This is a genomic window from Spirosoma flavus (assembly GCF_054778555.1).
Map to the genome: position 1 here is coordinate 1,013,553 of NZ_BAAGZL010000002.1, position 26,324 is coordinate 1,039,876.

The 26,324-nt window shown below is 46.4% G+C and carries 22 protein-coding genes; 13 read left to right on the forward strand and 9 right to left on the reverse strand.

Translation table 11 applies throughout. The features are described 5' to 3' along the window. The first annotated feature begins 121 nt into the window (after nt 1-121). On the forward strand, nt 122-1,174 hold the full coding sequence (locus ACYVF1_RS13115) for a glycoside hydrolase family 43 protein (protein WP_461079379.1): 1,053 nt from the start codon (nt 122-124) through the stop codon (nt 1,172-1,174). 79 nt (nt 1,175-1,253) lie between these two features. Here the strand turns inward: ACYVF1_RS13115 and ACYVF1_RS13120 are convergent, their stop codons facing one another. After that, nucleotides 1,254-1,496: a hypothetical protein gene (locus tag ACYVF1_RS13120; protein ID WP_461079381.1), complete on the reverse strand. Its 243-nt coding sequence runs from the start codon at nt 1,494-1,496 to the stop codon at nt 1,254-1,256. 575 nt (nt 1,497-2,071) lie between these two features. Between ACYVF1_RS13120 and ACYVF1_RS13125 the strand changes: the two genes are divergently transcribed. The 3 genes from ACYVF1_RS13125 to ACYVF1_RS13135 all read left to right on the forward strand — a co-directional run bounded on the left by ACYVF1_RS13125 (nt 2,072) and on the right by ACYVF1_RS13135 (nt 3,141). Next, nucleotides 2,072-2,590, forward strand: coding sequence for a DUF2231 domain-containing protein (locus ACYVF1_RS13125; protein ID WP_461079383.1), 519 nt, complete (start codon nt 2,072-2,074; stop codon nt 2,588-2,590). A gap of 165 nt (nt 2,591-2,755) precedes the next feature. Beyond that, complete coding sequence (locus tag ACYVF1_RS13130) at nt 2,756-2,947, forward strand: hypothetical protein (RefSeq protein WP_461079385.1); 192 nt, start codon at nt 2,756-2,758, stop codon at nt 2,945-2,947. 11 nt (nt 2,948-2,958) lie between these two features. Then, a complete protein-coding gene (locus ACYVF1_RS13135) occupies nt 2,959-3,141 on the forward strand; it encodes a hypothetical protein (protein WP_461079387.1) in 183 nt (60 codons plus the stop codon). A gap of 104 nt (nt 3,142-3,245) precedes the next feature. Here the strand turns inward: ACYVF1_RS13135 and ACYVF1_RS13140 are convergent, their stop codons facing one another. Further along, nucleotides 3,246-3,971, reverse strand: a complete 726-nt coding sequence (locus ACYVF1_RS13140) for a DUF3891 family protein (RefSeq protein ID WP_461079389.1) — start codon at nt 3,969-3,971, stop codon at nt 3,246-3,248. Between the two features lie 245 nt (nt 3,972-4,216). Between ACYVF1_RS13140 and ACYVF1_RS13145 the strand changes: the two genes are divergently transcribed. Together ACYVF1_RS13145 and ACYVF1_RS13150 are read left to right on the forward strand one after the other, a co-directional pair. Then, nucleotides 4,217-5,095: an alpha/beta fold hydrolase gene (locus tag ACYVF1_RS13145; RefSeq protein WP_461079391.1), complete on the forward strand. Its 879-nt coding sequence runs from the start codon at nt 4,217-4,219 to the stop codon at nt 5,093-5,095. 106 nt (nt 5,096-5,201) lie between these two features. Next, on the forward strand, nt 5,202-5,498 hold the full coding sequence (locus tag ACYVF1_RS13150) for a hypothetical protein (RefSeq protein WP_461079393.1): 297 nt from the start codon (nt 5,202-5,204) through the stop codon (nt 5,496-5,498). A gap of 174 nt (nt 5,499-5,672) precedes the next feature. Here the strand turns inward: ACYVF1_RS13150 and ACYVF1_RS13155 are convergent, their stop codons facing one another. From ACYVF1_RS13155 to treZ, 3 genes are read right to left on the reverse strand one after another with little or no spacing between them, the layout of a single operon-like run. Beyond that, a complete protein-coding gene (locus ACYVF1_RS13155; protein WP_461079395.1) occupies nt 5,673-6,629 on the reverse strand; it encodes a TIGR03885 family FMN-dependent LLM class oxidoreductase in 957 nt (318 codons plus the stop codon). Nucleotides 6,630-6,660: 31 nt separating this feature from the next. After that, nucleotides 6,661-10,956 (reverse strand): malto-oligosyltrehalose synthase, encoded by a 4,296-nt coding sequence (gene treY, locus ACYVF1_RS13160; RefSeq protein WP_461079397.1) that lies wholly within the window; start codon nt 10,954-10,956, stop codon nt 6,661-6,663. Beyond that, entirely contained in the window at nt 10,949-12,799 is a 1,851-nt protein-coding gene (gene treZ / locus ACYVF1_RS13165) for a malto-oligosyltrehalose trehalohydrolase (RefSeq protein ID WP_461079399.1), read from the reverse strand. The genes treY and treZ overlap by 8 nt, the downstream gene beginning before the upstream one ends. A 344-nt stretch (nt 12,800-13,143) precedes the next feature. On the opposite strand from treZ, the gene ACYVF1_RS13170 reads away from it, so the two are divergent. After that, complete coding sequence (locus ACYVF1_RS13170) at nt 13,144-13,938, forward strand: NIPSNAP family protein (protein ID WP_461079401.1); 795 nt, start codon at nt 13,144-13,146, stop codon at nt 13,936-13,938. A gap of 895 nt (nt 13,939-14,833) precedes the next feature. Further along, the gene (locus ACYVF1_RS13175; RefSeq protein WP_461079403.1) at nt 14,834-16,354 is read left to right on the forward strand and encodes a hypothetical protein; all 1,521 of its coding nucleotides are present in this window, start codon (nt 14,834-14,836) and stop codon (nt 16,352-16,354) included. A gap of 1,140 nt (nt 16,355-17,494) precedes the next feature. On the opposite strand, the gene ACYVF1_RS13180 is transcribed toward ACYVF1_RS13175, so the two are convergent. After that, nucleotides 17,495-17,818, reverse strand: coding sequence for a hypothetical protein (locus ACYVF1_RS13180; protein ID WP_461079405.1), 324 nt, complete (start codon nt 17,816-17,818; stop codon nt 17,495-17,497). A gap of 184 nt (nt 17,819-18,002) precedes the next feature. Between ACYVF1_RS13180 and ACYVF1_RS13185 the strand changes: the two genes are divergently transcribed. The 3 genes from ACYVF1_RS13185 (at nt 18,003) to ACYVF1_RS13195 (ending at nt 19,575) form a co-directional block, all read left to right on the forward strand. Next, complete coding sequence (locus ACYVF1_RS13185) at nt 18,003-18,269, forward strand: hypothetical protein (RefSeq protein WP_461079407.1); 267 nt, start codon at nt 18,003-18,005, stop codon at nt 18,267-18,269. 114 nt (nt 18,270-18,383) lie between these two features. Then, nucleotides 18,384-18,611, forward strand: coding sequence for a hypothetical protein (locus ACYVF1_RS13190; protein ID WP_461079409.1), 228 nt, complete (start codon nt 18,384-18,386; stop codon nt 18,609-18,611). Nucleotides 18,612-18,696: 85 nt separating this feature from the next. Continuing rightward, entirely contained in the window at nt 18,697-19,575 is an 879-nt protein-coding gene (locus ACYVF1_RS13195; RefSeq protein WP_461079411.1) for an MBL fold metallo-hydrolase, read from the forward strand. A 787-nt stretch (nt 19,576-20,362) separates the two neighbouring features. On the opposite strand, the gene ACYVF1_RS13200 is transcribed toward ACYVF1_RS13195, so the two are convergent. The 3 genes from ACYVF1_RS13200 to ACYVF1_RS13210 form a co-directional block, all read right to left on the reverse strand. Further along, the gene (locus ACYVF1_RS13200) at nt 20,363-21,160 is read right to left on the reverse strand and encodes a luciferase domain-containing protein (RefSeq protein WP_461079413.1); all 798 of its coding nucleotides are present in this window, start codon (nt 21,158-21,160) and stop codon (nt 20,363-20,365) included. A gap of 97 nt (nt 21,161-21,257) precedes the next feature. Then, on the reverse strand, nt 21,258-22,166 hold the full coding sequence (locus ACYVF1_RS13205) for a helix-turn-helix domain-containing protein (protein WP_461079415.1): 909 nt from the start codon (nt 22,164-22,166) through the stop codon (nt 21,258-21,260). A 1,137-nt stretch (nt 22,167-23,303) separates the two neighbouring features. Then, on the reverse strand, nt 23,304-23,855 hold the full coding sequence (locus ACYVF1_RS13210) for a cupin domain-containing protein (protein ID WP_461079417.1): 552 nt from the start codon (nt 23,853-23,855) through the stop codon (nt 23,304-23,306). Between the two features lie 64 nt (nt 23,856-23,919). On the opposite strand from ACYVF1_RS13210, the gene ACYVF1_RS13215 reads away from it, so the two are divergent. Together ACYVF1_RS13215 and ACYVF1_RS13220 are read left to right on the forward strand one after the other, a co-directional pair. Further along, nucleotides 23,920-24,528, forward strand: coding sequence for a TetR/AcrR family transcriptional regulator (locus ACYVF1_RS13215; protein WP_461079419.1), 609 nt, complete (start codon nt 23,920-23,922; stop codon nt 24,526-24,528). 1,444 nt (nt 24,529-25,972) lie between these two features. Beyond that, a complete protein-coding gene (locus ACYVF1_RS13220; RefSeq protein ID WP_461079421.1) occupies nt 25,973-26,278 on the forward strand; it encodes a response regulator in 306 nt (101 codons plus the stop codon). Nucleotides 26,279-26,324: the final 46 nt, after the last annotated feature.

A 26,324-nucleotide genomic window follows, 5' to 3' on the forward strand; every position in this document is an offset into this window, starting at 1 on the left:
AACGTAATAACCCCTAAATCCCCTGGAGGGGACTTTGCCTAACTAGGAACAAAGTCCCCTCCAGGGGATTTAGGAATTAAACAACCTGAAAAATAATCTCAGTTAGTTCGGTTACTCAACGATGAAAAATTATCTTATACTGTTACTGATAGCCTTGACAATCGCCTGCAAATCAAGCGATACGTCGATTACTACACCTACCCCACCAATCACTTCGGTTGATACAGTGGGGAAATTCAAAAACCCTGTCCTCTCCCCCGCTCCCGACCCCTGGGTTACCTATAAAGACGGATTTTACTACGTAATGCATACCACTGGCAACAGTCTGCGCATTTATAAAACCACTGCGATGAGTCGCCTGAGTACGGTCAGGCCGGTTACGGTCTGGACACCGCCTGCAACGGGGCCAAACTCGCGCGACATCTGGGCGCCTGAACTCCATAACGTCAACGGTGTCTGGTATATCTATTACGCAGCTGACAACAATGGTGTCGATGCTACGCACCGAATGTTCGTGCTCGAAAACAAAGCGACTGATCCAACCACGGGCACCTGGACAGATCGCGGACAGCTTAACCTGCCGGACAATAAATGGGCGATCGATGGTACGTTAGGGCAACTGAATGGCCAACTTTATTTCGCATGGTCTGGCTGGGAAAACGATTTGGGTGGCTCGCAACATATTTACATCTGCAAACTAACGAATCCCTATACCGCCGAAGGAGCGCGTGTCCGGGTGTCGTCGCCGGAGTTGGCCTGGGAAAAGCAAGGATTTCCAGTTAATGAAGCGCCCGAGTTTTTGACCCATGCTAACAAAGTGTTTCTGATTTATTCGGCTAGTTTCTGCGGCACGGATCAGTACGCCTTAGGGCAACTTTCGGCGGATGTGAGCGCCAGCTTGGTTACGCAAACGTCGTGGACAAAAGCGCAGAGTCCCGTTTTTGGTCCGTATGCGAGTGGTAGCGTTTACGGGGTGGGCCACAATAGTTTTTTCACTACTGCGGACGCTAAAGAGAACTGGCTGGTATATCACGCCAACGCAGCGCCCGGACAGGGTTGCGGTGATTTTCGATCTGCCCGGATGCAGCCATTCAGTTGGAAAGCCGATGGATCGCCCGATTTTGGTGCACCCGTTAATTTGGCCGATTATCTTAAACGCCCTTCGGGCGAGTGAACAATCGTTATGAGTCTATTAACCAACCCATTGGCCCTGTAAAATTAAAGCCCCACGCTAGTGCAGGTGGGGCAGGTGGCTAGTCCGTTTCAAATCCTTTCGGTATTTGAAGAACAATATTACGGCGCTCAAAATGGTCTTTTGCCCGCTTGAGGCTCAGAAACAACTCGTCCTCCAGCTTATTTAGACCATTATAAAGGGTGTAGATGTGCTTACTTTTACCCTTCACTTTCGTACTGCAAATGGCTTTAATCTTGTCTTTAGCTAATACTTGATCGGTCGTAGCGTAATACACCACATCCCCGACGAACATCTCGAACATGTAGGTTAGAAAACCAGGGCTTCTTTCAACTAGTAATCTATAAGAAAAACAATACAAGCAGTCGGTTAATTCAGCTTGTAGCATTAAATAACAGACTATTTTTATCAACGTCTATTGCATTATACCCGGAAACAGGCTGCTTACTACCACTCCCCTTCAGGTTTTGCCCGCTAACATCCGCAATTCTTTAGGGAGTATTTTGTATGAACTTAGTAGCAATCTCAACTCTGCATTACTGATTTGCTAAGGCTTAAGGTTAACGGACCAAAGTTTATTCAGGCTACGGAATGAACAAAAAAGGCTTCAGAAATAAACGCTATTGGTCTAAATTGTGAGGTTAGCGCCCTTTCCAACCGAGGATTCAAGGACATCTCTTACGTATTGCCTAATCATCAGTATCGATACTTTTTCCAGGCACTCGAACCACAGTAAAAGTTCACTTCTTCAAACTACAGTGTCCACTTACGTAGCATTCGTCCTGCCCTTTTAGCGTGGCTGGCCCTTTGCCTTATTACTCGGAAGCAACTCAAAACTACCGGGGTGCTCGACCTGTTAGTCAGCTTAAACGAACACGTATGGAAAGCAAAGCAAAACTGGCGGGGCATGCGGCCCACCCGATTCTAATCGTTTTTCCACTGGGTCTGCTGGCCACTTCGGTTTTATTCGATGGAGCGTATTTGCTCAACGATAATCCAACCATGAACCTGGTAGCGTACTGGATGATAACGGCAGGACTGCTGGCGGGGTTAGCAGCTGCCATTCCGGGTTGGATCGACTGGTTCGCCATTCCCGATGGAACCCGCGCCAAACGTATTGGCCTGCTGCACGGTGTAGGTAACGTAGTAGTGCTGCTGCTGTTTGGCGGAAGCTGGTTGTGGCGTACCGATGAGCCAGGTTATCATCCGCCTGTTCTGGCTCTGACTAGCTCCGGTCTGGCGTTTGTGATACTCGGTCTGACAGGTTGGCTGGGCGGTGAGCTAGTTGATCGATTGGGCGTCGGTGTTGACAAAGACGCCCACCTGAATGCGTCGAATTCGTTGTCGGGTAAACCCGCCATCAACCCATCAGTACTAAATAAACCTCATCGGGCTTAAGTGCCCTTAAATCACTGAATGAGACGGTTATCGATCAACAGACAGCGGAAAAGGACATAAAATCGTACGGGTCCAAAACCTCTTTTTTGATCGGCTTCGTAAACTGCTTCCAGCAGTGACCAGTTCAGCTTAAAAACAAAAATCATTTCTTAAACACGTAACGTTATGGCAGATAACACCCTAGAAAAAGTCGAAAAAGAATACGAAAATCAACGTATTACCGGCAATCAGGACAATGGCACCCAACACGGCAGCAAAGGCAATGGGCGTAGTTCGGTGTCTCACAAGAGTTCGTCCAAAGGCAATAGAAGCGCAGGAGGTTCAACGGGAGGAAGTAAGTCGGGACGTAGTAAATAAAACGTATCGTTATGCCATTATTTAGCAAGTACTACGCCCCCCAAAGCAGCGGAGGTAACAGTACAAAAAACCAGAAGGAAGAAGGGAAAGCCGGTAAATCAGGAAGCAATCAGCGCTCGACTAAGAAGACAACCGAAAAAAATGACCCGGATAAAGTCGAGCAAACGAAAACCAACGCCAACAGTGTAGATTAACGTATTACTGACGCGTGGAAATTCGACACCGTCTTTCATAGAAATCGCCTGGTACAAAATATATCAGGCGATTTCTATGAAAGACGGTGTCGAATAAATTATTTCTACTGCTTAAACTCCCACCGCTGGACTTCTACCTCAGCTTCCTGAATAGCCTGATAAAGTTGCTGGTCGGATTTGAAAACGAGCTGATTTAATTGAAACGCTTCTGTATGTACCTCAAAGTTTGATTGGTCAAAGGGCCAGGGATCGAGGGCTAAGGTGCCATCGGTTCGCTGGTATATAAAATAGGCTACTCCATCGGGTCCCTTGCTTACTTCGAGTCGCCGTTCTTCGGGCGGAATTTGTTGCAGACACAGGATTAACGACAAAGCATCGCACCACTGCAAAAACTCGTAGGCATATTTCGCTTCGGCTTTCGTCGTTTTTGTTTCCTTACGCCAAAGCGTTTGATTGGCAATCTGCTGCTCCAGAAAGGTATCTAACTCTTCGCTACTTCCCCGCTTGGGTTCATACAAAAACGATGTATGCATCGATACCATTAAGGCATTCCAGCGGCTTTTTTGCAGACCGATCTGAATGAGATTTCGACACTGCTCAAGCGAATAATCAATTAGCTTAAAATGAAGTGGTGCTCCCGAAGCAGTCAAATGATTGCGGCCTTTCCAGGGAACCTGTCCGTCGTCATGCTCGCCGATGGCAGTCAGCGTTTCGACCCATTGAGTGGGGCGTTTGTCGATTTTCCAGGCCAAAGCCAGTTGCAAGGCCAGTAAGCCATGCGCCGGTTGATGAATAATATTCCAGCCGGAGTCGGTTTGGTTAACAAGCATAAAAAGTAAACAACAATGTTACGTCCAGATGCGGGGTTGGTTAGCCTCCCTCATTTGGACGTAACAATAAAATGTAGGTTGGTAGTACTAATCGCAAACAACTGGAAATTAAGACAAAAGTCTTGCGGAAGCCGCTGGTTTGATCAATTAGTATTCCAACGGTCCTTTCTGGCATGAGTTAGTAGTAAAAAAGCCATAAACAGTTTCATCCGATTTCTGTCAATTCATAAAGAAAGGTAATTATCATGGAAGCTGGATTAATAGAAGCAGGCTGGGAAAGCCGTCGACTCCAAACTAACGGCCTGGCACTCCACGTAGTAGAAGCCGGTCCAGCAGATGGGCCTTTGCTCATTCTGTTACATGGTTTTCCTGAGTTCTGGTGGGCGTGGCGTCATCAGATCACTACGTTCGCCGAGCAGGGTTATCGGGTTGTGGTGCCCGATTTGCGGGGCTATAACAGCAGCGATGCTCCGCAGCACGTAGCGGATTACCGACTTGATACGTTAGTGAATGACGTACTAGCGCTGGCCGATCTTTACCGGGCCGATCGTTTCTACCTGGTGGGGCACGACTGGGGTGGCATTATCGCCTGGGCTGTTGGAGCGGCCCATTCCGAACGGCTATTCCGGTTGGTAATAATGGATGCGCCCCACTTAGATAGTTGGACCTGGCCTGTTCTCATACGTTCAACACAAATGCTACGTAGCTCCTACGTCGCTTTCTTTCAATTGCCCTGGTTACCCGAGACGTTGCTGAGCGCTTTTGGCTTTGCCTGGCTTCGGGCTACGCTTGAGCGCTCAGCCCGACCCGGTACGTTCAGGCCAGATGATCTGGATCAGTACGTTGCAGCCTGGTCGCATGCTGGCTCCTTACGGGCAATGCTTAATTACTATCGTGCGCTACGGAAACGAAAAAAGCCTGATCAACCAGCCCGTATCCGGTGCCCAACACTTATTCTCTGGGGCGAGCGTGATAGCTTTCTGGAACATCATGTTGCCCGCGCATCCCTCGCCCTGTGCGACAACGGAAATCTACTGATCGTGCCACGTACAACGCATTGGCTCCACCACGAAGAACCTGCTCGGGTGAACGCCGAGATCATTCGTTTTTTCGGATCGCAGTAGTACCAGACCGGGTCAAATCCTCATTTAAAGAATTTGTTTACCACATTACTGGATCTCCATTGGTTTTATACCAGCTAAGCAAAATCACAACAAAACAGCGACAACAATGCAACAGGTTAGATATCACAGTCCAAATCAGGCCGACGATTTATTGGAAGGTTACGTAAATCACGAGAATTCGGCGGAAGAACATACTATTGACGCTCCTCAGGGAACAGCGGCCATGAGCGACAACGATCAGGAGGTTACTACGGATAATCTAAGCTTCACAGACGACGATACGGAAAGATTAGGCGAAGAAGATAACACTATCCTGGGTGCCGGGGGATCAGCCGGGGGGCTATCGGGTGACGGGGAGCGGACCGATGAATACGATGCCGCGGTATGGGGAATTGGCGATTAAATAGATAGCCAGAGCCTGACCAATCCGGTTATGCTCTGGCTATAGATAAACTAGCTGTTTACTCATCTTCGTGCACATCCACGCCCGATTCCATAGAGGCAGCGTCATCGTCGGTGGGTGCTGAGTCAAATTCCGTCGAATCGTAATCCGTTTGGTCCAGCGTTGTGTCCTGTTCTAAAGTTGAGGTAAAACGTGCTGGCCAAAATCGTCAATAAACCGTTCCTGTTCAAGGTTTACATTGTGAAGCGACAACTGGTCAAAACCCATGTCGACGTATTGCTGTAACCACGTAGCATGTTGCCCAGGATCGGTGGAGATATGCACCATTTTATCGACTTCCTGCAAATTGACCAGTTCACCAGCCATATCAAATTGCTCCGGCATTCGCAGCTCTGTCAGCATGGCATTTTGAAAAATATTAGCCCGCCATTGATCGTAAGCGCCTTGATGGGCGGCTTCGTTGGTGACAGCGTAGGAAAGCTGTACTTTCAGGTACATCGGCTTGCCCTCTCCTCCCCCGCGCCGGAACGCATCGACAACCGCCTGCAATTGTCCCTTCGGCTGCGAAATAGTCAGCAGTCCATCCGCCCAACCACCGATCCATTCGGCGGTTTTACTCGTAACGGCTGCGCCAAACAGCAGCGGTGGTACGTCGGGACGGGTATAAAGCGAAGCATCTTCAACTGTCACTAAACCTTTGTGCGAAACCGTTTCGCCTTTCCACAGCGCCCGTATAATGTCGACGCATTCGGCCAAACGAGCGTTGCGATCAGCTTTGGCGGGCCATTTTTCGCCGGTGATGTGTTCGTTGAGAAACTGGCCCGTTCCGACGGCCATCCAGAATCGTTCGGGAAACATCTCGGCCAACGTAGCAGCCGCCTGCGCAATGATAGCCGGATGGTAGCGCTGGCCGGGCGCATTCACTACACCAAAACTCAATGAAGTCGCTTGCAAGGCAGCCCCGAGCCATGACCACGCAAAACCGCTTTCGCCTTGTCTGTTGCTCCAGGGATGAAAATGGTCCGATGACGTAGCGGCCGTGAAACCTGCCTGCTGAGCTCGCTTGACGTAGTTTAATAACGTACTGGGTTTGAACTGTTCGTGTGATGCGTGATAACCTATTTTTACCATGCTACGTGTCTTTGCTGGTTATATTTCTTACTTAGTATCGATTGTAAACCTCCGTCCATTCCCGAAGCTGCTCTTCAATGGCTGGCGTAAGTTGGTCGGGTTGTAGTCGCCAGGTCCAGTTTGTACCCGATTGGGCCGGGTTGTTCAAACGGGCAGTTTCGTCCAGGTTTAATACGTCCTGAATGGGCAGAATGGTGGTTTGAGCCACTGACGCATAGGCCATTCGAATCAGGATCAGGTGGATATTTTCTTCCGTTACGGAAAATCCAACGTAGCGTTCCAACTGCCGACTTTGCTTGTGTTTTTCATCCTGACGGTACCAGCCCCGAGCGGTATTGTTGTCGTGCGTCCCCGTGTAGGCAATGACATTCGGCTTGTGATTATGCAAATTATTGACCGATTGCGGCATGTCCTTCCCGTAAGCGAACTGAAGTACCGCCATTCCCGGCAACTCAAATTCATCCCGTAATTCGTAAACGGCGTGGTCGATTTTGCCTAAGTCTTCCGCCACGAAGGGCAGTTCACCAAGTTCCTTTTTCAGTACGGTAAACAAGTCGGCACCGGGGCCTGGCTGCCAGCTTCCATTTACGGCCGTTGACTGGTCGGCGGGAACTTCCCAGAAATCAGCAAAGGCGCGGAAATGATCGAGCCGGAGCAGGTCGTAGCGTTCTATATTCTTACGCAATCGTTCAACCCACCAGGAATAGTTCTGTTTTTTGAGGACATCCCACCGATAAACGGGCATGCCCCATAGTTGCCCATCGGCGTTAAAATAATCGGGCGGTACACCGGCTACACTGGTTAGTTGCCCGTCTTTATCGATGCTGAACAACTCGGGATTCGCCCAAACGTCCACTGAATCATAGCTGACGTAAAACGGCAAATCACCAAACAGTCGAATCCCCAGGTTATTACAGTACGTCTTTAAGCTGTTCCACTGCCGGGCAAAAACAAATTGGAGCCATTTAGTTTTTTCCAACTCGTCGGCCTGTTGCTTACTGAAGTCAGTCAACGCTCTTTTCTGTCGAAGCCTGTATTCTTTCGGCCACGCGTGCCAGGGCTTATTTCCGTGCTCCTGTTTTAGCGCCATATACAGCGCAAAATCATCCAGCCAATGCGCTTCTCGCTCGCAAAAATGCCCAAATTCCTGACGTAGCGTCGTCGGACAGTTCTGTTTAAAGTTTTGATATGCTTTATCAAACAGCGCTTCCTTTAGCTGAAAAACCTTTTGATAATCAACCTGATCTGTGTGAGGCAGGTATGCGCCCTGAAGATCGCTTTCGTCCAGCAAACCTTCCTCAGCCAACAGGGCTGGACTCAATAGCTGCGGACTGCCCGCCATACTGGCCGAAGTACTATACGGCGAATACCCTTCCAACGAATCGACAGGATTGAGGGGTAACACCTGCCAGTACGTCTGGCGGCTGCGACTCAAGAAATCGGCGAACGCTCTGGCTTCGGGCCCAAAATCGCCGATACCAAACGGCGACGGCAGAGACGTAACAGAGAGCAGAATACCAGCGCTACGTTCGGAGGGTGGCTGTTTCAGCTTGACAACAGCCAGTGGCAGAAACGTAAATAAATCGGTCAGGAGAAGCCCATTTTGGGCTTTGCCTACTACGTTGATGAATCGATGTTCCCATTGAATGGGCGCTTCATCGGGCAAAATAATTCGCGTGTTTCCCCAATCCAATGATACTACGTCGGTTTCCTGCTCCTGGCATAATTGAGCAATACCCAGCGGAACCGCCACTACGTACCATTCGCGCTGGTAGTGCCGGGCAAAGGCCAGTACGTTCTGTTTATAGCGCCCATCGACCCGAAGCGGTACGTAGTGCCCATCCGCAAAAAGATCGGGTTGTAACTTTCGCTCGTTCAGGAGTGTATGCACCAGCCAGAGTTTGATGCGGGCATCGTAGCGGTGCTCCCATAACTCCGCCCATTGATCGACGGTATTACCCCTGATCATCTCATCCAGCCATTCCTGGCGCTGGTCATAATCGACAGGCCGACGATTGTCGGGGTCAACCAAACTCAGGTCCCAGCCTTCGCAACCCTGATAGACATCTGGTACGCCGGGACAGGTGAATTTCAGTATTACCTGTGCCAATGAATTGATAATACCCAGGTCGGTAATACGCCGACGAAATGGTTCGAAGCGCTTCCAGAAAGGCTTTTTCTGATCCAGTAACTGACGAGCAAACGCTTTAGTCGCTTCTTCGTAGGCCTCGTTGGGTTCGGTGTACGTCGAATTGCGTTTCGCTTCACGCAGCGCTTTTTGTAAGTACTCGTCCAGACGTTCCGCAAAGTTTTTTTCGTCCTGGCCGGGAGACGACGTACTACGTTTTGATTCTTTAGCAGTATCAACCGTAGGCATTGGATAAGCGCCTATCAACGTCTGGTAGATGAAATACTCATCGTTAACATCGGGGGCATCCCCAACGGCTCCATCCAAACCCGTTACGTCCGCTTGCTTGAACTCGCGGGTCAGTTGCTGCCAGGCTTCGACTTCGGTAAACCACTCATCGGCCAGATCCGTCAATACGTTTAATCGACTGCGCACATCTTCACCCCGTTTTGTATCGTGGGTCGACGTAGCGTTCAGCGACAACGGCCAGTTAGTCTGCCGATCAAGCATATTCTGGTGAAAGTCTTTGACTTTAAGGCCAAAAAACTCTGGCGAATCGCCCACTTCGTCATGTCCGATAAAGCGGGTGTATGTATACATGAGCGTATCCTCCACCCCTTTGGCCATCAGCGGACCGGTAAACTGCATGCAGCGCTGGTAGAAACGTAACGCCCGGTTGTTGTAATCACTGTCGCCGGCTAAAGGCTTGGTCAGCAATACGTCTTCCAGCAAATCGGCGGCCGGTAAAAGACTCAGTTTGCGGTTACGAACTCGTTCTAAAATGGCCCGTACTTCGTCGGCTTCGGTTTGTTCCAGGGGTAAACAATTACCGTAATAGCGGTAGACCGGGCACTGCACCAAAAACTCACGGATGGCGCCTTTTAACGTATCATCCGGTAAAGCGGCCAACTGCTCCTTTTCAGCCAGATTTAAGTCCTGGAATAATCGGTGCAGGTTGTCCAGCTCACCCCGCATGTGCTCATCCAGAATATACGCTTTTTTGTCGTGCAACTCGCGCGAGACGACCTGCTTTTCGCCCAATAGCTTCGTATAAAACTGGGTGAATTTCTGCTGACTGCCCGTTCGGGTAAACAGATTATTGACCAGCGCCAGAAACTGATAACCGGTTTCGCCCTGAATGGGCCAGTTGGAGGGAAGTTCTTCGCCGGCTTCCAGAATTTTTTCAACCACAATGTAAGCCTCGTCGCCCGCCATTTCCCGAAGTTGATCCAGATACCGGCTGGGATCGTGCAGGCCATCGATATGATCGACACGCAATCCCTGAAATACGCCCGTTTTCAGCAGATTTTTCGTGTGTTCGTGTACATGTTCAAACACAACCGGATTCTGGATGTTCAGGCAAATCAGGCTGTTGACCGTAAAAAAACGCCGGTAATTAATCTGGAAATCGGTTTCTCCGTGAGCGCACAAACGATACGTTTGCTCATCAATCACTTGCTGAAGCAAAGCCGAATCGGCATTGACCGCCTTCAAATTGGTACGTAAAATGGATTTAGTTCCGGCATCGTTAAGCAATTCGGCCAGTTTTAGCAGCCACTCCTGACTACGCAAACGATACGTAGTGGCATCTGTGAGCTGATCCAGTTCGGGCAGTTGGTCCAGTAAGCGCTGAATTGGTTTACTGAATTTAGCCTCGCTGGCTTGCAAAACGCGGGCATACGAGCGCAGATGCAGCGGATATGCGGTGTCGTAATACGTCAATACCAGCCGTTTATCCTGCCAGGCCACAGCCAGTTCGCCGTTCTGAAGTACATCTTCTAGCGAATTTCCCAGAAACGGAACCATTAGTCGGCCTTCGTGAATCGGGCTGGTCCAGTCAATGTCAAAGAAGCAGCTATAAATCGACCGTTCCCCTTTTTCCAGTACGTCCATCAGCCAGTCGTTAGACGGATCAAAGGCCATGTGATTGGGAACAATGTCCTGTATCCAGCCAATGCCTCGCTGAGCCAGTTGCTTATGAATTCGGGTTAGCTGGGTCTGCGTACCAATTTCAGGGTTTAGCCGCTGCGGATTCACTACGTCGTAACCATGCTGGCTACCGGCCACAGCTTCGAAAATGGGAGACGCATAAACCGTTCGAATACCAAGCGTTTCCAGATACGGGATGATACGTTCAAAATGACTGAATGTAAACTCTTTATGAAATTGAATTCGATACGTAGCAATCGGGTTATTCATGAGATAGCGAGTAGATAATCAGTGATTCAGCCGGTAAAACCAGCGAGTCATTCACAGATAGCGAGTCGGCCGACGTAGCATCGCCGAGCCATTTCGGATCAGCCGAATCGAATAATTTTTGCCAGCCTTCACCTTCTATAGGTAACGTAATGGACTGATTTTCGTTAGAAAAATTAAGCAGACACAGAATTTGCTGATCTTCATGCCAGCGATGGACGGCCAGCGTTTTTTTAGCCTCGTCAACCACTACGCTCATGTTCTGGCGGTTCAGATGACGTAGTGCCGGATGCTGTTTGCGCAGAGCGATCAGCGTCTGATAATAACGTAACAGCGTTCGGTGCGGCTCCTGCTCCTGAAGCGTCCACTGCACTCGGGATTGCTGGAACGTATCGTCGCTTAAAGGGTCAGGCACGTCACGACCATCCAGAAAATCAGCGAATTCCTCTTCTCGGCCCTGCCGTACGGCTTCGGCCAGCTCTGGTTCTGAATGGCTCACGAAGTAGAGAAAAGGAGCCGTTTCACCCCATTCTTCGCCCATGAACAGCAACGGAACGTAGGGACTGATTAACACCGCTCCCGCCAGTAATTTCTGCATCTCAAAGCTATAAAGCTGACTGGAACGCTCGCCCAGTTTGCGGTTGCCTACCTGATCGTGGTTCTGGGAAAAAACGATAAACTGTTGACCGGGATTGGTTTCGGCTTTGTACCCAAACAACTTTTTTCGAACAGTCGAGAACTGGCCATCGTAGACGTAGGCATCGCGAAACGCTTTTGCCAGGTGACCGACGCCTTCAAAATCGGCGTAGTATCCTTCCGGTTTTTCCCCCGCCGAAACACGTAGCGAGTGATGAAATTCATCCATCCACTGCGCATCCATGCCATAGCCATGTTCCGACAGCGGATTAATGTAACGGGGGTCGTTGAGATCACATTCTACCAGCAAATAATGCTGCCGGCCGGTGGCTTCCATCAGTTGATCGACCTGCTGGCGAATTTCCTGAAGAATATGCACCGGACTGGAATCCTTAATGGCATGAACCGCATCCAGACGTAGCGCATCGATGTGAAAATCCCGTAACCACATCAGGGCATTCTGAAGGATGAACTGCCTTACGCCATCGCACCAGGCGTCATCGACATTAATCGCGTCTCCCCAGGGTGTGCAATATTTACTCGTTAGGTAAGGGCCAAATTCTTTGGCGTAACTTCCTTCGGGACCCAGGTGATTATATACTACGTCCAGTATAACGGCTATACCTTTCTGATGACAGGCATTAACGAGGTGCTGCAGTGCTTCCGGGCCACCATAACTATGCTCGGCAGCGTAAGGAAATACGCCATCATACCCCCAGTTCCGGCCATCAGGAAATTGACCAATAGGCATGATTTCGATGGCATTGACCCCTAACGTGTTCAGATAATCAAGTTTTTCTTCTAAAGACGTAAAGGTACCCTCGTCGGTAAACGTACCAATGTGCAATTCGTAAATCAGATACTCTTCCAGAGCTGGATTTTGCCATTTCTGATCATCCCACCGGAATTGGTTCGTATCAACAGCTTTTGAGGGGCCGTGTACACCCTGCGGCTGAAACAACGAAACAGGGTCTGGCCGCTCGTATTGCCCATCCATTATGAAGGTGTAAAGATCTTCGGGCTGAATCTGGTCTGTTTTTAGGCACCAGTAGCCTAATTCTTCCTGTTTAAGTGGTAATGCAGCTGGCTGGCCATAAATCTTAACGGCTATTTGCTTGGCAAAAGGGGCCCAAAGCACCACACTTGATTCATTTTTGTTGGAGAATGTCACCCCAAGTGTACGTCTTTCAAAAGAAGATGAATGGTTCATGACGATAGAAAGTATCACCACAAGCACACGTCGCAACCATACTAGCCTTTCTGCTAATCACTAGTGGGTTCATAAACGCGGCTGCTTTTCTAACTCTTTACAACTATTTAAGACCATTCTGGTAAGTTAGAAGTGAGACAACGGTACTATCTTTGAGGAAAGGATACAGGCGTTTTTAGCGACTAGAGCTATCTATTCGTTGAAAAGTCGATTATCTTGTCAAGCCTACTTCTAATCTGGGGAAATGCATGAATTTTTACTCATATATCTACCTGGAGGCTTAAAAACATTTGAATCTTACCTCGCTTAGTCAAAATCACATATAAACTCAACTCTTTATTCCGATGAAACGACGTCAGTTTGTAAAAGCTGCGATGCTTACTCCAACAGTACCTTATGCTGTCAACTCCTTATCTGATGACGCGACAAGTCAGCAAGGTGCTGGACAGGAGTTTTATGAATTACGGGTCTACAATTTAAAAAATGGACGACAACTCAAAACCGTTCAGGACTATTTCCAGAAAGCCGCCATTCCAGCCCTGAATAAGTTAGGGTGTCAACCAGTTGGGGTGTTTACCGAATACCTTCCTCAGGGTTTTACTAAGCTGGTGGCCGTCATCCCTTTCCCGTCGATGGAAGCTTATTTTAAGTTACCGGCTCAATTAGCTAATGATACAACCTATCAGCAGGCGGGCGCTGATTATTTAATGGCCGAAGCGACGGCTCCAGCTTACGAGCGCGTAGAGAGTTCGTTACTACGTGCCTTCACAGGAATGCCTAAAGTGGAAGTGCCCGAAAATAAGCCGCGCCTATTCGAGTTACGTCGCTACGAAAGCCCTTCCGAAACAGCGGGCCAGAAAAAAATAGAAATGTTCAATCAGGCTGGCGAAATCGCTATTTTCAAGCGTGTTGGGTTGACGCCCGTATTTTTCGGTGAAACGCTGATTGGCCCTAATCGGCCGAATTTAACGTATATGTTAACGTTCGATAATATGGCTGAGCATGACCAGAACTGGAAGGCATTCGGCAGCGATTCGGAGTGGAAAAAGATCAGTTCGATGCCAGAGTACGCTGATGCCAGACTTATTTCCAGTATCACTCGGACATTCCTCAACCCCGCATCTTTCTCACAAATTTAATCATTGACCTGGCCTGAACATTTAGTGAAAGAAACTTATCGAAGTGGATCAAATTGCTACAGTTCTGGGGAAAATTTTCCACCTTTTTCTACATAAATAGAAAATATGGCAAAACCAGATAAATCATAAGCATCTGAAAATCTTCCACTTACGTAATAACAATTACTAACAGCTATATCTGGCACAGTTTAGGCAATAGAAGAAGTAACGCTATGAAATTGCTAGCTGTCAGCAAAAAGGCAGCATTTATATAAACTCAACGTTAAGAAAAATGGAAGAAGGAAGCCTGACTATAGTCAGGCTTCTTTTTTTGTAGCTAGTATAACGTAATACGGTTGAGATCCCTTTGCAACTGACTTGACTCGGGCATGTTGCGGATGGCCAGTTTTAGTCAGCAAACCTGTTATTGACAAAAACAGATGTTTCTCGCAGGTCACTCAATTTAAGCTTCTGTACCTGTTTAAGCTTTTCACCAATTTTAACCAACAAATTACCCTGCCCGGAATCCTCAAGCCAATCGGCTTGAACACATCTCCGGACACAAGTTGGTAGTCGCAAATAAAAAGTAGCTGCTACGTGGTATGCTTCCTTCGATAATTTTATCAATTATATAGCTACCGATTAAAGAACTAACTCTGGTTGGAGCATAAAACAGCCTTATTGACAGAACGTATTGCCCAGAATATAAATAATGTAATGCTACGCATAGATTAAATCAAGGCTGTAAACATAACGCGTAGATGATACGCTGGCTCCACGAGGACTGGCGTTTTTTATTGGTCATCCACGCCCTACCGATTACTCAAAAGATGGATTAAAATCCAATTAACCTATTGATATACAACCTGATATTGAGTCAATTAGAAAAACATTTCTCATTACAAGCACTAAGTTTATGTATAAGCTTCTCGCTTTGGTTATCCCATTTCTGCTTCTGCCAGACATTCTAATTGCCCAAGGAAACTACGTACTCACCTCGCCTAACAATTCCAACACAGCTGTTTATGGCACGTTTAATACCATTATAGGGCCGGGAGCAGGCAGTAGTGGCAGTCTGATAGGCACCCGCAATACGGTAGTTGGCTATAATGCAGCCTACAAAATGCAAAGTGGCAGCTGGAATAGCTACTATGGTGTTGATGCGGGCCAGCAGACAACAGCCGGCAGTAATAATGTATTCGTTGGCCACGAAGCTGGTCGACAGAACACAGTTGGGGAGAACAACACATTTGTGGGACGAGGGGCAGGTCTGCTCAATTCTACGGGAATTAATAATGTATTCAGCGGGTACAGCGCAGGGTATTCCAATGTCAATGGGCATGAAAATATATTCAGCGGCAATCAGGCGGGGTACTCTAATGTCAGTGGGAATTATAATGTTTTCATTGGTCATCAGGCGGGGTATTCCGGTACAGCAACAAGTTATAATGTATTTACTGGTTATCAGGCAGGGTATACAGGGGGCCGCGAATGTGTGTTTATCGGTTACCAGGCAGGATATTCGAATAAACCTACGGGGCTTTATAACATATTTACCGGCTATCAGGCGGGGTATAACAATACCACAGGATACAAAAATATAATTACGGGCAATCAGGCGGGGTACAACAATACCGAAGGCCATGACAATGTATTCAGTGGCTACAATGCGGGGTTTTTGAATACTACGGGCTTCAACAACTTGTTTAACGGTAATCTTGCGGGTTATCAGAACGGTACGGGTAATAATAATACGTTTATAGGTTATCAGGCTGGTTTTTATAATACCACTGGTAGTAATAACATCATTATTGGCCCTCAGTCAGGCACCACCATTACCACCAGCGATGATAACGTACTAATGGGTTACAACAGCCAGGCAGAGGATGGGCTGAAAAACGCCATTGCCATCGGTTCCAACAGCCACGTAGCGACCAGTAACGCTCTAATCTTAGGAAATCAGGTCAATGTCGGAATCGGGACTTCAGCGCCGACTAATCGCCTGGAAGTGGTCAGTGAATTCCCTAATACCAGTGGGCTGACATTAACAAATCTAACAGCTAATAGTCCCACCAACCGATCCACTGATCAATTCCTGACCGTCACCGAGAAGGGAGAGGTTATCAAAGCTCGCTACCAGCTTCGTATCAACAGTCCTACCGAGTGGAGTGATAAAGTCTTTGCTCCGACGTACCAGCTTCGCCCACTGCCTTTTGTTGCCACCTACGTAGCCCAACACGGGCATTTACCTGGTGTTCCCTCGGCGGAGCAGGTCGCCAAAGAAGGGATTGATCTGGTAAAGATGAATGCAACTCTGTTGGAGAAAGTAGAGGAGTTGACGCTATATAGTATTCAACAAGAAAAGACTGTCAAGCAACAGCAGGGACAAATCGATGAACTTAAAGCATTAGTGAAACAGATTTTGGAAAGAAAATAGCCGCTTCAAGATTGATTAAGGCTTTTAGGTAATAAACCATCGACAGGCAAGTTGCGGAATTAAGCTGTGTACAATGGATTCATTGAGTCTGGCCCATTTGCAGGATACGTAGAAATTGTTGCAGTCGACGAGCGCGATCATGGCGGCTATACTTTATGAATAATGAACGTAACGACACTCAATAATCGGAAGTCGTCGCCCGGATGAATGTAGCTTGGCAGGTAGTCTATATTCGATGGCTCGAGTACAATCATCCGCCCGACGTAGCGAATACGTTTAAGTGTGTTTCCCCATTCGCCCAGGCAACTACGATTTAACCGTCAGTGGCCTCACGTGAACAATCGACAATCAATACGTCTCCTTCCTGGATATGCTCGTCCGACATACATGTCCCCTATCGCACGGACGAAGTACGTAGCTTCCGGGTTCGTGATGCAGAGGTAGTTCAGGTCACAGACCCGCTCTACATAATTGTCGATAGGACTAGGAAAACCAGCCTGTACTAATGACTGAAAGAAAGGAATCTGGAAGCGGGTCCGAACGACTGCTTTAACGAACGAATGAGAGCGTTTTCGTTTACCTCTTTCTGACATGGCGATTCATACATAACCCAAAAGCGCTATACTAAACTTTTGTTATATACAATACAATTATATTATAAATGCGCTACACGATTTCGCTTTCCCGTTCACTTTCTCCCTACAGAAATCGCTGGAAACGTATCACAGGCTACTCATAGGTTGCCAAATTTTCCGTACCAGAGAAAATTCAGGAGTACATCAACAAAGGCGGGAAACCAACGAGCTGGGGAGAGGAAGCTACGGATCCTAATCAGACTAAAGCGATCAAGATCACTTTTAAAAGCACTAAGATGGACGCTATCAAACTATTACGTGATAAACGTCCAGCGGGCCTCAATCGCAAGCTTTCAATTTCGGTCCATGACTGGGTTATTGAAGCTGTGCAGGAAAAGATCCAGCGGGATCAAGAAAAGTACGGTTTAACATTAATTTAGACGTTAAAATTAGCACCAAACTAAATACAAACTCCTGAAATATAGAACCTTATCATCAAGCTCTAAGTTTATACTCTTAAAAGTGATTCGTATGGATTCTTATTCTTTTCCATTTTTTCAGCGTGTCAATTCAAGCGTAAGTTCATGACGGCCTGATCCAGCTTCGTCAAAAACATGACCTGCCACTCGTCAATATAGGTAGCCTGCAACTCCTGATAGAGGGCTTTAGCTACAGGCAATGGTAAGTTCAGGGTGTGCGTTTTTGTTGGGACTTTATGCTTCCACGCTACTATTTTATCTATTTTCAAGCTCAATACGTAGTGGTTCAACACGACACCAGCCAGCGATTGTTGGGGTAGAGGTAGTTTCCAACTGCTGGAGAAGCTTTGCAGAAAACGAATCATACCAAAGAATTCTGAGGGGTAAACTTTTAGTTTAAGTTGGGTCATAACCACTAGTTATTATGATAAATACGTACTTCCTAACCTGCTAAATCGATTGCCAGAATTAGCCGCTGAAGTACATCAATAGTACACCATGAAATCCCTACTGCAAAGGCTGACAACGTAGCAAGAGGCCTGTTGCGTACGTAAATATATTCGACACCGTGACGAAATCCGGTACAGAGCAACGATGAACAACGTATCAGAACCAACAAAGAATGACCTCCGTCGTATTGGCGGTGAATTAGCCAGATTATCGTTTGAGCTGTTAACCGTTACGGGTATCGGTGATACGAATGAAGATGAGACTCACCAGAAACGACTCACCAAAGCCCTGAATCTAGTTGAGGAAGCGGCACACATTCTGGCCGATATCATTACCAACGAGCCAGCCGAAACGGACAACCTCGACGACGAAACCGGGATTGATTTCTGGCGTGGACCTACAAACAATTAGCTACTAAACGTAGTACTGATATCTACAGGGGATGTACCAGATCTAATAAAGGTATTTTTCTATTACTGATCAACAGATATAGATCGTAACCTACTAACCAAACTTCCTAGTAAGATGAAGTTATATGTCGTTGAAGCAGCCGAAACGCTGGAACTGCTCGAATCGCAAGTCGTTGATCGTTTGTCCGCTGGCTACGAGTTAGCCGGAGGAGTGGCCTTTAATCCAGTTGATGTTGTGTATATCCAGGCCTTGTTCTTACCCAGACTTGAAAAGCAGGTCGATGAGCTGTTAAGAGAAGAGGACGTTTTGAGTGAACGAAGCTTACTGGATCAGGTTAATTGATTAATTGATGTAGATCTTACAAAGTCACGATGACTGCCAAAAAAACTGGATATTAGGCGGTGGTAGTCGTCAGTCCCCGTGCGTAATGATACTGACGATAACTGGCTATTCGACGGCCCTATTTTCAACCTGGTATTTCGTTGAAGAGCTACGAGTATTACTCGATGCGGGCGATGGCATAGCCCCTACACTTTTACAGAAATCGCGCAAGATTGACCATATTTTCCTGTCGCACGCTGACCGCGACCACGTAACAGGACTGTTGCGCTTGAATGAACTAAACGCCCGCGACGGCTTTCCAGCCGTTTATTATCCAACCGATGCAGGATCTATTTCAGCACTGGAAACCTTTTCAAAACAATTTGACGGGCGAGTCAAAAAAACGGTATGGCAACCCATTGGGGATCAGCAACACATTCCGCTTCGTAAAGACTTATTTGTGCAGTCGGCCCGCAACAATCACGTTGTTAAAGCACAACCGCATGAAATAAAAAGCTTGGGCTATCAGATTTATGAAACAAAAAATAAGCTAAAATCAGAGTTCGTCAACCTATCAGGAGAAGCGTTGCGGCAGTTAGCGGAAAAGGTTGGGCGGGAAAATCTGACAGATGAAGTCCGGACAAACTTACTAGCTTATTCAGGCGACACACCCGCCGAAAACTTTGATCAGTGGAATAACACGCAGATCTTGATTCACGAAGCGACCTTCCTTACCCGGGCCGAATTGGCTACTTTAGAAACGAACCGGAATCAACACAGCACGCTGGAAGACGTTTTGGCGGCTGTTGCTGATCTTAATATTGAAACGCTGATTCTAGGTCATTTCTCGTCGCGGTACTCTGCTGAAGACATAGATGAGGCCATTCGTCGTTTCTGCACTGCCTTTCACATAACGATTCCGGTTCATCGGCTTCTGCCGGGTCAAACGCATTGGGATATTTTGCGAAGCGATCCAATTAACTAAAGGGACTTGTTATTGAATGATTGTAGCGGTACTGACCGATGGCTACCACGCTCCCCGGTTAGACCAGACCGTAAAGCAGTAAGGGTTCGGTAATCAGCATCTCACTGAATGGAGCCTTTTTGTGAGACCGTTGTATAGGCACCATATTTAGCTAATATGCCCACCTAATTAGGGGTAATAATCCACAACAGTCTGTAAAACCATCTTTTACGTTTCATTAATCTTCTTTTACAGCTCAGTAACAGACGACAGGAGTAAAGCTAATTAGCTCTGCACCCCACCGCAGTGGCGGCCACCGATGTGGTTGAAATCCTTGAAAACGAACAGAAATGACTAAAATCCTGCATATATGTGCTTTAGTGATGGTTTTGTTTAACGCTTTCTGTGGGGAGTTTTTATAACACTTTTATACAACCGAACCAACCACTGCGGTGGGCCGCTATGATAAAACAGCTCATCCTTACTCTACTAGTTACCTTTATATTAGTTCAAATGGACAAAAAACGAATACTGAAAATGTCGTTTGTTGGGGTTATTTGTCTATCAACATTAGTAATTGTTACCCGCTGGTTGTTTGATTATTATTTCGTTCCTTCATTTCTCTTCGAATTGATTGACCGAGCAAAAGCCGATAAGACCTTGATGGAACGTATCTGTTATATGTCAGCCAAAATCAAAACTTCAAGCGAAATACCGTTTCACGAAACGCCATAATATTGAAACAGATACATGAACGCTGGTTCGTCTCACGTGTGAGTCTTTTATGAGAATGGGAAAATTAGGTCACTTATTTGGCTGTGCGCAGGGATGAATAGAGAATAGCCGCTTCCAGTATCTTCTTAATGGTTACTAACTCTTCCTCTGTTCGAGGGGAATATACCATCATATATGTTGCCGGTAATTGACTCCCCGGCTTATAGATTTGTCCGGCTAACCCATGCAGCTCGCCCCATCCCTTTTCTAAAACCTCTTTGGTGTCACTGGGGCTTAAAGAAAAATGCATCGATCCATCAGTCGGGTGCAGGTGGCCTACTTCGGCATGCGTATCCGTTACGACCGTCTGATTACCCCTAGTGCTGTCGTTGAGAAACACGGCATCATTGTGCCGTTCAAAATAGCTTTTTCGCATGTGCACCAACGATTTGTTTTGCGCCACGACTTCATCAAAAAGGGCTTTTTGTTTCTCGCGGATGGCCGTGTCGTTATGCTGATCGGTTTGGCGGTGCGGAATGGCAAACGGGGCAATCGTGGGTCTGGCTCCTGTCCGCTTAGGCAAATCCGTGAGCGCTTTTATATCGCCGGTTGCCCCCATCTTGACAATCAGTTGTGAGATGTCGAGCGGGTTTCTAAGCTTCTTGTTGAGACTTTGTAAGGTACGAAAACCTTCTAGGGTATGCGGAAGCCCACCTACGCCAATGGCGACCCAGCTCTGGTATTCCTTGTATTCTTCCGGTGTTAATTGCGCCTTAATAGCCGATAACTCCATTTCAGATTGTGGGCTAGTTGGTGAAGGCACGTTTTGGGCCTGTAAAGCACCGGTAGAAAGTGGCAAAAGAAAAAGTAATGAGGTGAGTAGGCGTATCATGCTTGTCTTTGTTATCAGAAAACAAAGTTCCCACTCTAGCCCAGCATAAGGCTTATACAATTTACGGTTATGCTTATCTTTTTTAACGGCCGGCCGATTACGTACGGTATTGGGCACGAAATTCCAAGGGGGTCAGGCCGGTTTGCTTTTTGAAGAATCGATTGAAATAGGGCACATTGTCAAAGCCGAACCGATAGGCGATCTGAGCGATCTGGTCATCTGAATGTAACAAGTTGCTTTTTACCTCCAATATCATTTTACGCTGTAGATGAGTGGAAGCGGTTTGGCCGGTAACCCGTTTAATAACCTCATTGAGATAATTCGGGCTAACCCCTACTGAGTCGGCCAAAATAGACACAGAGGGCATTAGCATTTGTTGGCCCGTCACTAACTGCGCAAAATACTCATCCATTTGTTTTCGAAACCGATTAAATAGAGCTTGGTTATCTTTCTGCTCAGCAGGCTGATCGCCCATTTTTTTCGTATAGATTCGCCTTATTTTATGCAGATAGACGGTCAGTAGCTTTTGAATCATGCTCAGTTTGTCGGGCAACTCTGACTGCATCTCCTCAATCATTTCATTAGCTAGTTGCTGGAGTTGGCCAGCCTCTACGTCGTCCAACGAAAGCAGGGTATCGCCTTCAATTGTAAAAAAGGGAAACTGGCTATCAAAGGCCGAATGGTCAGGATTTAAACCGGCGAACTCTTCGGTAAAATAGATAACTGTTCCAAATAATCGTCCCTTTCGTTCCCAAGATTCCAATTTACCGGGATAGCTAAAGCTTAAACAATTCTGCCCGATTGATTGTCTAGTTTCCCCAGCGGTAAAGGCTAGCTGGGAGTTTGTAAACTGAATAACCCGGTAGAAATCGGATCGATACAGCGGCATGACGGTCAGCTTGGTATCGGGCTGTTCTTCCAAGCGCATACACATGATCTGTGGATACAATGGTCGCCCTAATCCATAGGCCTCAAAAAAATCGGAGATGGAATAGATAGCAGGCATAGTTGCCACTCTATTAACTAAGCATTTTCGTTAAGTTATAAAATTAATGATGCATCTCAGAAAACGCCCCAATTATGAAGCAGATATATGAATGCTGCTTCGTCTCACGTAGGAGCCTTTACTGAGAATGAACCAATAATTTTGTGCTCAACATACCTCGTCCCAATAGCTCACTTGAAAGAGATTTTTTCAGACAAGGCAGGCTGCTTAAAAAATGTCAGTTGTATTTTAATACTATTAAACTCGAACCGCTTTTCCTGTCGTAATAGGCTTCTACTGAACCTCATTTAAAGTCACACCTTGAACTTAACTCTTTCTCTAGCCACTTTTGGAGATTGGCTAATTGTTCAGTTTCACTTACTTCTGACCAAGTGCCCCAATCAGCGGTTTGATCGTATTTATGATCTGATACAATTAAAGCAACCTGTCTAAGTACGTTATTTTAAAAACCGAAGCTTAGTATGGAGTGGTATTTGCCGGATTGTACATTTTTAGCCGTTAACCACTGCCAGCTATTATGCCTATCTCTTGACTCTTGCACCTCGCCAAGATTCAAGTTTTTTAAATCTTTTCTAGTGTGGTATCGGGTCTGATTTGGACTGTCTCAGAGATATTCAAACTTCCAGTTTCTCGATCTATCATCCTTATTGTATAAGTGAACAATGTGGTAGTCAAAGTGCGAACCTCAGGCAAAATACCGTTTCTTTAAACGCCCGAATTATTGATACTCAAATCTCTCTTTGTCTCACGAAGGGGGTTTACTGAGATTAAGATAAAGACCCTTTGCCTGTCAACAGAAAACGTATTTTCATACTTTACTTCCCATAGTCCGAAATAGCTATGAATTGTCTGCTTCCAGTTTACCCATAAAGTGACTACACCGATCTGTTATCTGTTGATAGTGAGTAATCAACTTAGCTTTTACGGAGCCCTCCTTCAAGTAATGATGAGTTCTGACCAGCAACGCTTGAGTAGAACTTACCGTTCAGAGAATGGGTACTACTTGATCCTGTCGCAGTGTCAACAACAGTTTCTTGAATGTCCCCTCAACTAATTAGTTGCCAACGAGTTGGGCGAGTAGGGTTTCCTGATGCTGGCTAAGGGCATCGACTGGTTAGCATCAAGACAACGGCTACATTAGGGCAACGGATTAGGCGCATCCATAAAATGCTTGTATTTCCCCAGAAGCCGACCCGTCAGATACGTGAGGGGAATAATCACTTTTTTGACAAAAACTGGAATATCGACCATATCGTATTCAGAAGCATACCGAGTCAACAGATATGCCGCATCGAAGGCTTCGGGTTGCGCTTTGCCAGATTTGTTTTGAGCCGCATAGATGGCCGATAAATAATACACAATGCTATTGGCAGGTTGAATCCATCCTTTACAGAGCAATGGAGTTTCTCCGGCATTCCAGAATCGGTGGGGAGTGCCGCGTTTAAACAGGACACTCTCGCCCACATGGGCATAATGCACTTCCTGCCCCAGCACCTGATAAGCCAGTTTGCCCGCTACGACCGTCAGCGCTTCGTCCTGCTTAAAATGCGTATGCATGGGAGGGCCTGATTGAGGAGCTACTTGGTTTTCAACCAGCACTTTATCGCCATCGAGGCTTGGCTCAACTGAAAGAAACGTAAGTGTTTCTCCCAGGCAGTTTTCAATCGTGTGAGGATATGAAATAGTCATTTCCTTTTTTATTTGTTTGTTTTGACAAACGTAATAAATTTAGGACAATGCCCTAGAATAGAATATGACCAGAGAAGCAAAAATTGTGGATAAAGCGTTAGAAATGTTCAATGAACGGGGAATTGAGTACGTGGGTCTGCGTGAGATAGCCACTGCACTGGGCATCCGGGTGGGCAATCTAACCTACTACTTTCCCACGAAAGACGATTTAGTGAACCGGCTAGCCCAAGATTTATCCACATTAAACGAAGGCATTGTCGTCGAAGAGCCGCTTAGTTTATTTTCCTTTTTGGACCGGTTTCGACTTGTTTTTACGCATCATGTTCACTACCGCTGCCTGCTGCTCAGTATTGTGCACCTGATGGAACAGAACAAGGTCCTGTCGCAACGCTATAAGGAAACGGAAAAAAAGCGGTCTTCCTCGATCATAGCTAACCTGGTCAGTCTACAGGCGTCGGCGTATCTGGCCCCGGAATCCGATATAGATTTTCTGGTGTCAGTTTATACCCTGACGGCCCGTTTCTGGCTTTCCGAAGCCAGTGTATCATTTCGCCATCTGGATCCGCCAGCACAGATCACGCAATATGTCACCCTACTGGCTAAAGTGTTGCTACCCTACGCGACGGAGAAAGGGAAAGGGGATATTGAGCGATTTTTGGGCTTACTTAAATAAGAGCGCCTTGAGCTTAATCTTACGTAATTATGGCTAAAGGGGTTTTCGTTGGTGAGCCGTGTGAGGTAGATATAACTTTGTAAGTAATACCGCTAATTTCCGGCGATTTTCATCTCTCTAAATACGTCCCAATCAAGGAATGATAAACTTCTGAGTCTCATATGGGAGCGTTTTGCGCAACTTCTGTTTGCTTACATTTAATGAAAATCTTGATCGGCTTTTTTTACAATAAAAGCTTCAATTATACCATTTGTATTGGTTTCCTACTGGTAAATATCATCATAGATAACTAGTATAAATACTTAAGTATATTCCTCAGTTCCGCCATGATAATAATCATCTGCGCGGGTGATTTAACGCATCACATATTGTCTAATAACTAATTAGTCTTGCAACTAAGAGTTGCACAGCGGTATTAGGGTAAACGTGGGTTTAATGAGCAGCTCCAACAATTATATCTTCGGATAAAGCAAGAGCAGCAAAACCAGCCTAATCCCATAAGTATGAACAGCCAACCAGACACAATAATCATGTACCTGCCCCGAAATGATTATTGAAGCATAAATTTGCTTTAAAACGGGCTTTGATTTGCGGCATCTACTAAATACATAGCTATTTGGCAGATCAAATTTTCAGGTTGATGTCGTACCTGAAAAGTAAATGTATAAACGGGTCAACTGAGCATCCTCAGTATAAGACTCTATAGTTTGCCACCGCCGTCTTCTTGTTGCCAGAGTGAGTTTGATACTGCAATCGATCTTACCGGTTAACTTATTGCTGCCTGATTTTCAGATCATCACGTCTTTAGCCCCTGAGGTTAGCCGTACTATTTCAAAAGCGACGCAATACAGATTCAGTGAAACGAATCTCGGTTTAAGGTTGATCTGTCTATCCTGAAAGAGCGGGACTGCACTGCATTTCATGTTATGCCAAATCACTTTCCACTTGCCTTAACGACTTGATCTAATGACGACATTTTCATGGCGAACCTGTCCCTGGTTCTTGGAGAGTTCATTTTGCTTTCATTCATAACTGGGTTTTTAGTGCTACTTCACCAACAAAAAATTTCCCTCAACATGGTGAACAAAATTTACCAAAATGACGTCAAGGACATCATTTTGCGGTACAATAACCATCAACTCCCTGAACTAGACGACAAGACGCTGATAAGGGCAGCTAATAAACTGGAGTATGTTTATAAGCATTATTTCGATGGATTATCTACTAAAGAGATGTCAGCAACAGAGTTTTACTATGCCCAACAGGATCAGAAACAACTCCGTCTGATCTCAGACTCCATCTGGCAACTGCTTTGTGACCGGTATAAGCATATCGATTAAACGAATAGTACAAGGTTAGATCAGCTAGCGATTAGGTGGAGATTAGCTGTACTCATTGATAAATTTTCTATGTACCAAGTGACCAATAGTGAACTGCAATTAAGATGAGGTTCCTGAATCAACTAAGTAGATATCCGTTTCCAATCTTATTGGTAGATGATGATGCAGCGATGATCGACATCCTTCAACGTACTGCCAGCAGGAGCTTTCCTGAAGCGGAGTTTATACCTATCACAACATTCGACGAAGCAGCCTCCTACTTCTATAATTTGGAAGGCAAGGGTCCCAGAGTTATTCTCTTAGATATCACGTTGGCAGGTAGTCGCAACGGGCTGGATTTTTCACAATTGCTTAAAGGCCATCCCATAGGCAAGTTGGTACCAACTATTGTGCTGTCCCAGAGTGATTAGCCATAACAAGTCCAAGAAGCCTATCAATTAGGTGCTGCTAGTTATT